General features: G+C 37.0%; 9 protein-coding genes and 1 other annotated feature (1 of these 10 running past the window's edge). Of the genes, 5 read left to right on the forward strand and 4 right to left on the reverse strand.

Translation table 11 applies throughout. From position 1 onward, the window contains the following. Window positions 1-176: 176 nt before the first annotated feature. The gene (locus EKM64_RS03175; RefSeq protein ID WP_125675530.1) at window positions 177-860 is read left to right on the forward strand and encodes a GTP pyrophosphokinase; all 684 of its coding nucleotides are present in this window, start codon (window positions 177-179) and stop codon (window positions 858-860) included. Window positions 861-1,168: 308 nt separating this feature from the next. Here the strand turns inward: EKM64_RS03175 and EKM64_RS03180 are convergent, their stop codons facing one another. Next, the gene (locus EKM64_RS03180; protein WP_125675532.1) at window positions 1,169-3,760 is read right to left on the reverse strand and encodes a YhgE/Pip domain-containing protein; all 2,592 of its coding nucleotides are present in this window, start codon (window positions 3,758-3,760) and stop codon (window positions 1,169-1,171) included. Window positions 3,761-3,927: 167 nt separating this feature from the next. Between EKM64_RS03180 and EKM64_RS03185 the strand changes: the two genes are divergently transcribed. After that, window positions 3,928-4,494 (forward strand): TetR/AcrR family transcriptional regulator, encoded by a 567-nt coding sequence (locus EKM64_RS03185; RefSeq protein WP_125675535.1) that lies wholly within the window; start codon window positions 3,928-3,930, stop codon window positions 4,492-4,494. A gap of 54 nt (window positions 4,495-4,548) precedes the next feature. Here the strand turns inward: EKM64_RS03185 and EKM64_RS03190 are convergent, their stop codons facing one another. Then, entirely contained in the window at window positions 4,549-4,998 is a 450-nt protein-coding gene (locus EKM64_RS03190) for a PTS sugar transporter subunit IIA (protein WP_125675537.1), read from the reverse strand. Between the two features lie 164 nt (window positions 4,999-5,162). On the opposite strand from EKM64_RS03190, the gene EKM64_RS03195 reads away from it, so the two are divergent. Continuing rightward, window positions 5,163-6,080 carry an AEC family transporter gene (locus EKM64_RS03195; protein ID WP_125675539.1) on the forward strand — a complete coding sequence of 306 codons (918 nt, stop codon included), beginning with the start codon at window positions 5,163-5,165 and terminating at the stop codon, window positions 6,078-6,080. A gap of 404 nt (window positions 6,081-6,484) precedes the next feature. Here EKM64_RS03195 and EKM64_RS03200 read toward each other — a convergent pair whose 3' ends face one another. Both EKM64_RS03200 and EKM64_RS03205 read right to left on the reverse strand, forming a co-directional pair. After that, window positions 6,485-7,459, reverse strand: coding sequence for a MucBP domain-containing protein (locus EKM64_RS03200; protein WP_125675541.1), 975 nt, complete (start codon window positions 7,457-7,459; stop codon window positions 6,485-6,487). 172 nt (window positions 7,460-7,631) lie between these two features. Next, on the reverse strand, window positions 7,632-9,845 hold the full coding sequence (locus tag EKM64_RS03205) for an ATP-dependent Clp protease ATP-binding subunit (RefSeq protein ID WP_125675543.1): 2,214 nt from the start codon (window positions 9,843-9,845) through the stop codon (window positions 7,632-7,634). Between the two features lie 293 nt (window positions 9,846-10,138). Here EKM64_RS03205 and EKM64_RS03210 point away from each other — a divergent pair, with 293 nt between their 5' ends. Then, the gene (locus EKM64_RS03210; RefSeq protein ID WP_057765009.1) at window positions 10,139-10,405 is read left to right on the forward strand and encodes a phosphocarrier protein HPr; all 267 of its coding nucleotides are present in this window, start codon (window positions 10,139-10,141) and stop codon (window positions 10,403-10,405) included. Further along, window positions 10,405-12,129, forward strand: coding sequence for a phosphoenolpyruvate--protein phosphotransferase (ptsP, locus tag EKM64_RS03215; protein ID WP_125675545.1), 1,725 nt, complete (start codon window positions 10,405-10,407; stop codon window positions 12,127-12,129). The genes EKM64_RS03210 and ptsP overlap by 1 nt, the downstream gene beginning before the upstream one ends. 110 nt (window positions 12,130-12,239) lie before the next feature. Beyond that, window positions 12,240-12,372 (forward strand) — a binding site (T-box leader); it runs 95 nt beyond the window's last position.

A 12,372-nucleotide genomic window follows, 5' to 3' on the forward strand; every position in this document is an offset into this window, starting at 1 on the left:
ATCCAGAGATCTTTTTCTATTTTGTAAATTAAAGTATATAAGAGCCGGAGATTTAGAATAATGGAACCAGTCGGACAACAGGTGGAACCATTCTAGATAGGTGGTAACAAATTGCCCACTATCTTGTTCTTATTAATGCTATATTGTAGATATAACACAACTTTGGAGGCATTTACGTGATATTAGAGCGAGAGAATATGATCAACGTTAACCAGATCAAAAAAGAACTCGGAGAGGTTTTTAATGGTGATGAATACATTGAAGATTTCAGTGCATTAGTCAGTTATTACCAACTTTGTCGGGCTGCCGTTGGAGAATTCGGGACAAAATTAGAAAATTTGGACGCTGATTATCAGGTTCGACACGATCACAATCCCATTCATCATATTGAAGTTCGGATGAAAGATGTTGGTAGTTTGTTTGGAAAGTTAAAGAGAAAAGAACTTCCTAGACGTTTTGAAAGTATTCCTGATCATATTTTTGATATTGGAGGTCTAAGGGTCGTTACTAATTATCTTGACGACGTTTATACTGTTGCTGATAATTTGTTGGCTCAAGATGATGTTAAACTTATAAAGAGAAAAGACTATATCAAGGATCCAAAACCTAGTGGATATCGCAGTCTGCATTTGGTTGTATCCGTACCGGTATTTCAAGCTGATAGTGTGCAGGTCACACCCGTAGAAATCCAGATTCGCACGATCGGAATGGATATGTGGGGCAGTTTGGAACATAAATTACGTTATAAAACTGATGCCCCCGCTGATAAAGTTACTAAATATTCCGAGGAACTTCAGGGATACGCTGATGAAATAAATAATATCGAATCGAATATGCAAAATATTTTCCATGATATTTAAGGTGGTTGACTTCCGACTACGAGTGCGAGTGAGTCGGTCTGCTGTGGGACCGTCCTCAGCCAAGGTCTGAGGACTCAATTTCAAGCTTTGCTTTCGCAAATCTCGAAATACGTCCATTCCGTAAGTACAGCTCCGCTGTCCTAACGGAATTTTCACAGCTGATCAACTCACTCGTACTCTTCGGCTAGATTTGTAAAGTGATTTGAAGTTTTATAGTATTATTAAAAAAAGATCCCTGAATGTACAAGATTTATTAAAAATCTTTATATCCAGAGATCTTTTTCTATTCTAAATCGGAGGCGGAACTCCTAAACAAGGTTATGTTCAGATGATTCCTTAGTAAAATCAATTTCTTTAATACGTGACTTACGACGAATAAAGAATAGTAAGCATAGAACAATAAATACTAAGCTGACTAGGAATGTAAAGATCATTTGTGGTATTGCCGAGTTACCTGTCATCAGAGTATTTCTAAGTCCACTAACCGTGTATGACATTGGTAACCATGGATTAATATCATTGAAGAATTTGTCCGACAATTGAATTGGGTACGTACCCGCTGATCCGCCTAGTTGGAGAACTAGCAAGACCAAACTGATAAAGGACCCGACTTTTCCCAGTACTAGATTTAGCCAGGAGACTATCATCATGAACATTAATGCGGTTAAGAAAATCATGATGAAGGTTGCGAAAGGATGTACTGGTGCTAATCCATCAACGATTCTCATTAAGAAGTAGACAATAACTGTTTCCCCGACAACGAAGGCTGTATTAAGCGAAGCCTTACTTGCCCACCACGCTACTCCGCTGTGAGGGAACTTTCTAGGTGTGTATGTGTCAAACATTAGATTGAAGGCTAGTGCACCGATGAATAGTGAAACAGACAGCATGTAAGGTGCCATACCAGTACCATTGTTAGGCGCATCATCTCGTTCCGTATGTTTAGTTGTTGTAGGTTTAGAGATTTGATTGTATGTCAATTTAGTAGGATTTACTTTGGCTTGTTTAGCACCATTTGAAAGTTGTGATGCTAATTCTTTATTACCATTGTAAACTTGGTTGATCCCATCACCCATTTGTAATGATCCACTGGCTAAAGTCTGTGATCCGCTGGAGATTTGAGTTGCCCCACTGGCCAAAGTATTAGCACCAGACGTTAATTGTGATCCACTGGATTGAAGTGTATTCAAACCAGATGTTAATGTTTGAGCTCCAGAATCAAGTTGTGAAACGCCACTTTGTAATGTTGGCATTTGGCTATTCATTGAGCCGATACCACTAGCTAAAGTGACAGCGCCACTATTTAAAGTGGAACTGTTACTTGCTAATTGACCAGTACCAGCAGCAATTTGATTTGTTCCACTAGCAAGTTGTGAGCTACTTGAATTTAATTGGCCGATACCTTGCGTCAATTGATTCATACCACTTGAGGCAGTCCCTAACTGAGTAGTGATCGTTTGTGAGCCACTAGCAAGTTGTGCTAAGGCCATTGCAAGTTCTGCTTGAGAATTACCAGCAGTTGTCAAAGCATTTTGTAGTCCTGACAATTGATTAGTAGAGCCACTTGTTAAGCTTGATAGATCGCTATTTAAACTGGCAGCCGCACTTTGAAGAGCAGATGTATCTGAAGATCCAGTATTGGAACTGTTAACGGCTGAAACCATAGCTGCTTTTTGATCGGCTGTTAGACCTTGCTCATCTGCGGCAGCAGAAACTTTAGCTGCGATATTCGAGGTACTGGAATTTGATTGTGCTGTAATAGCTTGTTGTAAAGCCTGCATATCAGTTTTGATTGCGGCCGACTGTGTTGTCGAGTTTGAAAGCTGACTTTGGGCACTTGATAGAGCACCGCTCAATTGTGTAAGTTGTGATTGGCTACTATTAACGCCGTCACTGACTTTTTGCAATTGAGAGGTAAGTGTCCCACTGGCTGTATAGAGTTGACCAATACCAGAATTTAAGGTATTTGAGCTAGTTGCTAAAGTACTAGTCCCACTGACTAAGGCACTAGTTCCAGCATTTAAAGTATTAGCAGCCGAGTTTAGTTGATCGACACCAGATGTGTAACTTTGAACACCAGAGCTTAGGGTATTCGATCCGGTTGCTAATTGGCTGACACCACTAGCTAAAGTTGCTGACTGAGTATTTAAAGAATCAAGTCCACTAGTCAACGTTTGACTACCAGAAGCAGCCTGATTAACACCGGAAATATATTGATTCAAACCATTACTTAGAGTAGTTGCACCATCAGAAAAAGTTAATGAGCTACTTGCCAAAGTATTTAAACCAGAACTTATTTGATCATTTGCAGAGGCCAGTTCTTTACTACCAGAGGTTAATTTATCTCCACCTTTGGCAGCTGTCTGCATCCCTTTACCGAGTTTTTGAATAGCAGCAAAGAGGGTCTTGGAGTATGTCTTAGTAACTTGTCTTGAAACTTGTTCAGCAGCCGTTTTAGCAGCGGAGGCTGTCATTTTCGAAGCAACAAAGTTGTGCCCGGCACTTGTTTTGTAATCAAGTACCATCTTATCAGGCTTTTTATTTAAAAGTGTTGTCGCATTTTTGGAGAAGTCTTTAGGAATGGTAATTACCATATAGTATTTACCTTCGTCTAATCCTTTAGAGGCTTCTTTTTTAGAATCCAAAATTTTGAAATCCATAGCATCGGATTTTTTTAAGTTTTTAGCCAAGTCTTGTCCTACGGATAACTTGGTACCACGATAGGTTACTGATTTGTCATTATTGATAACCGCAACGGGAAGGTTGCCAAGTTCCCCATATGGATCCCACATCGACTTCAGAAAAGTAACCGAATAAATCGATGGGATAAACATAATAACAATCAGGACAAGCATCATAAATTTGTGTTTCAGCAAATATTGCCATTCTGCTTTAATCATATTTTTCTCCCAATTTAAAAAAAATGTTGTATTATAGATGTGAATATATAATACTCACATGAGTATAAATAATAATAACTATTAAACAAAAATTCCACAACAAATTTGCTTTAAGTGTGGATTAAGCCACATTACTAAAAAAGGTGGTTACTACAGGGAGTCGAATTATGAGTATAGATAAGAGGATACAAAGAACTAATCTGGCATTGAGAAATTCATTTATGGATTTATCTAAAATCCATAAGTATCGCAACATAACAGTTAAAGAATTGACCGATAACGCCAAGATCAACCGGAAAACATTTTACTTGCACTATGATTCAATCGATGATTTTGTTAACACTTTTGCTGACGAAATGGCTAGTCAATTACTAGTTATAATTGCTGGTAAATCACTACATGATACATTGACTCATCCTGGAGATTTGTTTGACAGTATAGTTGATTATTTTGAACAATCCCGAGATTTCTATGCATTTATCATCACATCAGATGACTACAGTTTCTTATCAAGAAGGGTAGAACGAATCGTCTGTGAGGGGTTTGCTACTGCTTTAAAAGATGAATTTAATATTAGTCAAATTGACGCTTATATTAGTGCCAGTTTCATTATCAGAAATACCTTGATGCTATTTAGACTATTTGAAAAGGGACAAGTTAGGCTGACGAAGAATGAATTCAAGGATCGTTTGATCCGTTTGAATCAATCTGGATTAAAGACATTTTTAAACTAAAAAAATCCCTCAAACTCGAAATGAGTTAGAGGGATTTATTGTTGCGGGAATTGTTTAATTCTCAACTCCCTGTAATAGTAAATCATTAATAGTATCAGTTAATTGATCAGGATCAACTTTTTCATTTTGTAATGCGTCAGCATTATTTAATAGTTTTTGTTTGATATCATCGTAATCAATTTCTGTGTCAGATGCGGCTACGATAGCGACGAAAATGTTAACTGGTTTTTTATCGACACTTAACCAATCAATTGGCATTTCAGAAGTAAAGACAAATACTTGCGGATCTGAAACTTCACTAGCGCTAGCTTTTGGAATAGCAATTTTTTGACCGATCGATGATGTATTAGTTGCTTCACGAGCTAAGAAGCTGCTCTTTACTTCTTGTTCAGAAATATTAAGTTTCTTGGCCACAGCGTATGAAATTAAAGATAGTGCCCTGACCTCATCATAACCTGACATTGGTAAGTTTGCGTAAACATTATTTTTATTTAGTTTCATCATAAAACACCCCTTTAAATTTGTTCAACTGAAGTGTAAGGTGTGAAACGCGTTTTAGGTCAAGGGGAATTTTAAAATAAGTTGAAAACCCTTACAGGCACTAGCGAAGAAAATTTTCAGTTATAATTTATTGTAGAACCCGTTTCATAATTAAGAGAGGAAATTAAATGAATGTTGCACAATTAACTAATCAAATCGTTATAATGTTTTGTTTGATGTTAGTCGGAGTTTTGATCAATAAAGTTGGCTTTATGAAGGAATCCACTTCAAATGATCTGACTAATATTTTGTTATATGTTGTTTCGCCATGTTTGATCATAAATGCTTTTGAGCAAGATTACTCCGCTAAAAGAATTCAACAATTTATTTTGGTAGCGGTAGGCATACTCATTTTTTATCTTGTTGCTATTATTGCCGCACATTTTATCTTTGGAAGGATCAAGAATCCTAATCTGCGCCGCATAACACAATATGGCAGTGTTTATTCAAATGCCGGATTTATGGGTATTCCACTCATAAGTTCATTATTCGGTTCCGAAGGGGTATTCTTTGCGGTTGTATCTTTGGCTGGATTCAATATTTTTAGTTGGACACATGGAATATCTTTATTTAGAACTAAAGATAATGATGAACCGATCAATTGGAAACAAATTTTACTAAATCCTAATATCATTGCAATTGTACTTGGTCTGATAATGTTTCTAAGTTCATTTAGAATTCCGGGCACCTTGAATCAGGTGGTTAAATATGTTGGATCAGTCAATACGCCTTTATCAATGATTATTATTGGTAATAGCTTGGCTAATATTAGGTTTTCAAGAGAAATGCTGGATAAAAATATCGGTTTGACTATCTTGCTAAGAAATATTATTTTTCCTATTTTAATGGTCTATTTATTGAAATTATTAGGGGTATCAGAAATTCCGATGTATACGACTGTTATCATGTCAGCATGTCCAGTTGCTGGGATCGTAGTGTTGTTTACTCTACAAGCACATGACGATGCTGGTCCGGCAATTTCATTGATGAGTTTATCGACAGTTTTGAGTTTGGTTACAATTCCATTGGTTTTTGCTTTTGTATAGAAGTTTTTAATGCCGCCCACGAACGTGAGGGAGTCGGCCTGCTGTGTGGACCGTTCTCGGCCAAAGTCTGATAACTCGATTCTGAGCTTTGCTGTCGCAAATCTCGCAATCGTCTGTTGTGTAAGAACGTCCACGACGTCCTAACGCAACTTTCACTGCTGGCCAACTCCCTCGCGTTCTCCGGCTAGATATCGTTAATAAATGTAATTGTGTTTTTTGGAGATATATTCTGTTATTTTTGCGGAATATATTTTTTTGTTTAGGGAATAAAAAAATCCTCCAAAATTAATGGAGGATAGCTAATCTTAATTTTATCAAAAATCTATCAAGCCGAAGGCGATGATTAATAGAATCAGTTGTGCAAGTGGAATTACTCATCACCTTCGGCGTCACACCCAAACCCACTACAAATTCAAATACTTACTCTCAATATAATATCCATCATCGATTTGAGCCCAAATACTTTGATTATCTAGTTGGATCAAACGGATAACAAATACTTGTTGACTGCCTTTGTAGTGTTTGCTATTCATGTCACCATAAGGGGTTTCCCAAGCAGTAATGTTTTGATCGGAATAGTAGAGGATCTTGACTTTTTTATTGATGTCAATACTGTCGATTATTTGATAAGTAAAACTGATGTTGTCGACATTTGAAGCTAGGGGAGTATTTAACATTTTTTGAGTCATTGTGTAGTTCTTGATATTCAATGTTTTAATATTTTCTTGACTGGAGATCCAGGTGCTCCCACCCAGGTTATACCAATAGATCTCGCGATATGTTTCCTTTAAAGCTTTATAAACATGCCAAGATGTATTGTATGGCAATTGTTTTTCTAGCGCATAGGGGGCGTTGGGCTTTTCAAAGACATTTGAATTGCTTAGTGTCTGAACAAATAGATTGTCAGGAATATCAACGTTTTCCAGAGAAGCGGTATTATAGACAAATTCATATTCTTTTACTTCATTAGAGAAGGTACCATTAGCTGATTTTTGATTCTTAATTAAATATTTAGCAGCATCATCTAAAGGTTGTGCTTGATAAGTTTTATTGAGGTCACCTGTTAAATATTGTGGATTTGAGATCAATTCGCCATTGATGTTGCGATGGTAAACGATAACTGGTGCAGCTATTTGTTGTGCATAGATCAGAGATATTCCTTCTTCACTAGGAATAAAGCTTTGTTGAAAATGCTGAATTGAAGACAGAACATATCCAGGGATCGACTTCCAAGGAATATCGAGTTTGTCTAGATAATGACCTTCCACAGTTACTGAATCAGAAACAGGATTACCAACTGAATCGATGTATCTAATTGTTATTGAAACGTCGTTACGATGTATTTTTTTAATTTTTTGAGAGATTAAACTATCTGTCATTTCCATTCCCCCGATTTAATTTCTCAGATGTTACTCTGGCATAGCATATAAATTACAGTAATTTTACCATATTAAAATAAGAAACTATGCTTGGCGGGCTGGATATAAGATAACTTAATAGAAATATAAAAAACACGAAAGAATTTTTTAAATTCTTTCGTGTTTTATTAAATTACTTGTCTTCTTCGACGTTTGCGGGAGCTGGTTCATCATATTTAGTAATATTGATTTCACCATTATTTATTCTTGCTTCCAAGTGTTTATCAGTTGGATGATCTAAGTAGTAATCAGCAACTTTATCTTCGACTTGTTCCTCGATAACTCTTCTTAATGGACGAGCACCCATCTTGGGATTAAATCCAAGATCAACTAATTTTTCTTTAGCGTCTTTAGTGACGTGAATACTCAAGCCTTGATCAGCAATCATCTTGTTAGTATCGTCAAGCATAAGGTCAACGATACTTAATAAGTTAGTCTTAGTTAGAGAATTGAATTCGACAATACCGTCAAATCTATTCAAGAACTCAGGCTTAAAGAATTCTGATAAACGATTCATAACTGAATGTGTGTTACCAGTTGTTTCAGCACCAAATCCAACGTTGGCTTCTTGTAAACCTTGACCAGCATTAGATGTCATGATGATGATAGTATCTTTAAAACTGACGGTTCTACCTTGTGAGTCAGTCAAACGACCGTCATCAAGAATCTGTAAGAACATGTGCATTACGTCTGGGTGAGCTTTTTCAATCTCATCTAACAGAATTAGACTATATGGATTACGACGAACTTTTTCAGTTAATTGACCAGCTTCTTCGTAACCTACATACCCTGGAGGTGAACCGATAAGTTTAGACACACTGTGTTTTTCCATGTACTCAGACATGTCAAAACGGATCATTGAGTCTTCCGTACCAAATAATTCACGTGCAAGTTGTTTAGCAAGTTCAGTTTTACCGACACCAGTAGGACCTACAAATAGGAAACTACCAATTGGACGACCGGACTTGTTAAAGCCGACTCTATTACGACGAATTGATTTAGCAACTTGTCCAACAGCTTCATCTTGTCCAATAACATGAGCCTTAAGATCAGGTTCGAGATTCTTCAATTGAGCTTGTTCATTAGACTTCAATTCACCGACGGGAATATTAGTTTTTTCTTCGATAATTTTTTCGATTTCTTTTTCATTGACGATGGACTTGTCAACGGGTTCATCTTTAGCAGAATCTTTCATATCTTGGAACTTAGTTACTTGATCTCTGTAGTAGGCGGCTTTTTCGTAATCTTCGTTACGTAAAGCAGCTTGTTTTTGAACCTCAGCATCAGAGATCTTATTATCAATTTCAGCCATATCAACATGATTTATTTGTAAGTTCTTCTTAGAACCAGCTTCATCAATCAAATCGATTGCCTTATCAGGCAAAAACCTGTCTTGAATATATCTAGCAGATAGTTCTGCTGCAGCCTTAATGGCCTCATTTGAATATTTAACGTGATGATAATCTTCATATTTAGGTTGGATACCCTTTAAGATCTGAACCGTTTCTTCAACACTAGGTTCATTAACTTGAACAGGTTGTAGACGACGTTCTAGGGCAGAATCTTTTTCAATAGTTCTGTACTCTTTAAGGGTAGTAGCGCCAACTAATTGCAAATCTCCACGGGCTAGAGCAGGTTTCAAGACGTTACCAGCGTCCATCCCACCTTCGGCATTACCAGCACCGACAATTTCATGGATTTCATCTATAAATAGGATGATTTCGTCATTTTGTTGTAATTCTTTGATCAATTGTTGCATTCTTTGTTCGAATTGACCACGGACACCAGTACCTTGTACTAATGAAACGACGTCAAGACGTACAACACGTTTATTTTGTAATTTTTCGGGAACATCGCCATCAACGATCTTTTGAGCGAGTCCTTCAACAACTGCTGTTTTACCAACACCTGCTTCACCGATAAGTACCGGATTGTTTTTAGTTCTTCTATTTAGAATTTCAATAACTCTTTGGATTTCCTTGTCACGGCCAATAACAGGGTCAATTTGACCTTTTTTGGCAAGTGCAGTTAAATCAACACCATATTGATCTAGGATTCCATTACCACCTTGGCGGCCACGACCATTATTGCCGTTACCTCCACCAGTTTGGGTTTGGGGTCCTTGTTCAACACCATTAGCCATTTGAGGATTACCTAAGGCATTAAACAAATCTTCGAAACTAGAAAAACCGTTTGGATTTTGTGCCATATTATTCATACCTTCGTTAGCTTGATTTCTTAGACGTTGATAGCAATCTTGACAGAGATTTATTTCTGTCCGTTGGCCATTAACGCTTGTATATAAATGAATTGTTGCTTCATTTTTATGACAATTCTGACAAAGCATTTGCACCCCACCTTTCCTCTTTAAGGATACAAGGGTAGTATATAATTAGCACTCGATGAATGCAAGTGCTAAGTCTTGAGTATTTTTTCTACATATTAATAGTAAATGTGTATCACAAATATTAACGCTTACAAAAGGCTTGAACTGTAAGCGGTATATGGCTTAATATATATAGGGTTGGTTACATTTTTTGATCTAAACCCTTGTGAATAAAACTAGTTAATGTTAAATTAATTAGTGAATATTTGTAGGATTACTACAGAATAATTTTAAAAATGGTGAGGTATTATATTATGGAAAAGAAAGAATTTCACATTATTGCAGAAACAGGTATCCACGCACGTCCAGCTACTATGTTAGTACAAACAGCTAGCAAGTTCAGCTCAGACATCAACATTGACTTTAACGGTAAATCAGTTAACTTGAAGTCAATCATGGGTGTTATGTCACTAGGTGTTGGACAAGGATCAGATGTTACTATCTCAGCTGATGGTGACGATGCTGCTGACGCTGTTGCTGCTATTGCAGAAACAATGACAAAGGAAGGACTTGCTGAATAATGGTTAAAACTATCAAAGGGATTGCCGCAAGTGATGGAATTGCTACCGCAGAAGCATACCTTTTAGTTCAACCAGATTTATCTTTTGATAAGAAGAGTATTTCCGATGCTGACGCTGAAATCAGTCGTTTACAAGATGCTATTTCTACATCAGACGACGAGCTTACTAAGATCCGTGACACTGCCAAGGAGTCATTGGGTGAAGAGGAAGCTCAAGTTTTTGATGCCCACAAGATGATTTTGGCTGACCCAGAATTTACTGGAGCTGTCGAACAACAGATTAAAGATCAAAGTGTTAATGCTGAACAATCATTAAGCGATGTATCAAATAACTTTATCTCAATTTTTGAAGGTATGACAGATAATGCCTATATGCAAGAAAGAGCTGCCGATGTACGTGACGTTACTAAGCGTGTAATGGCTCATCTTCTTGGTGTAGCATTGCCAAATCCCGCATTGATCGATCATGAAGTTATTGTCGTTGCTCATGACTTAACTCCAAGTGATACTGCACAATTAAATAAAAAATATGTTAAAGGATTTGTTACTGATATCGGTGGTCGTACAGCTCATTCAGCTATCATGGCTCGTTCACTTGAACTTCCAGCTGTTGTTGGTACAGATTCAATTACAAAAGATGCTACAGAAGGCCAAACCATTATCCTTGATGGATTAAATGGTGCTGCTATTTTGGACCCATCTGATGAAGATATCAAGCATTACCAAAAATTAGCTAAAGATTTTGCTGATCAAAAAGCAGAATGGGATAAATTGAAGAATGAAGCCACAGTTACTGCTGATGGCAAACATTTTGATATTGCCGCTAATATTGGTACACCTGATGATCTTCAAGGTGTTATTGATAATGGTGCTGAAGGTATTGGTTTGTATCGTACAGAATTCTTGTACATGCAGTCTGAAGAATTACCTTCAGAAGATGACCAATTCAAGGCCTACAAAAAGGTTGTTGAAGGTATGAGTGGCAAGCCAGTTGTTGTTCGTACAATGGATATTGGTGGAGACAAGCATCTATCATACTTGCCACTTCCAGAAGAAATGAATCCATTCTTGGGTTATCGTGCCATTAGAATCAGTTTGGATAGACAAGAAATCTTTAGAACGCAATTAAGAGCTTTACTACGTGCTTCAGCATTTGGTAAACTTCGTATTATGTTCCCTATGATCGGTACTCTTCAAGAATTCCGTGATGCTAAAAAGGTCTTTGAAGAAGAAAAGACTAAGTTAGTTGAAAAGGGTGTAAAAGTTTCTGATGAGATCCAATTGGGTATGATGATGGAAGTTCCTGCAGCTGCTATTTTGGCTGACCAATTTGCTAAAGAAGTTGATTTCTTTAGTATTGGAACAAACGACCTGATTCAATACACAATGGCTGCTGATCGAGGCAATGAACATGTTTCTTACCTATATCAACCATACAACCCTTCAATTTTGAGACTGGTTAAGCATGTTATCGAATCAGCTCATAAAGAAGGCAAGTGGGCTGGTATGTGTGGTGAAGCTGCTGGTGATAATATTATGGTTCCATTACTTCTTGGTATGGGACTAGATGAGTATTCAATGAGTGCTACATCGGTACTTCGTGTTAGAAGTTTGATGAAGAAGTTGAGCACAGCTGATCTTAAAGAATTAGCAGAACGTGCTGTTAATGAATCAATCACTAACGAAGATAACAAGAAGCTTGTTGAATCATATATTAATAAGTAAATTCAAAGTCGACTTGAGTTAATCCTCAGTCGATTTTTTATTTTGTCTCAAAAGCATGTTGACAAAGCTTCTAAATTAGAATATTCTAATGACATTAAAAATAAATGAATTTAACAGCAAGAAAGTGGAGAAGTAATTGATTGTATCAGATTACAGAGAGCCATGTTATCTGGAAAATGGCATTGATCGATCAACGAAAGTAACCACGGAGCTGGCAATGCAAGCAATAGCAAGTGTCGCATG

Origin of the sequence: Companilactobacillus keshanensis (assembly GCF_003946205.1) — a bacterium.
In the GTDB taxonomy this organism is placed as follows: Bacteria; Bacillota; Bacilli; order Lactobacillales; family Lactobacillaceae; genus Companilactobacillus; species Companilactobacillus keshanensis.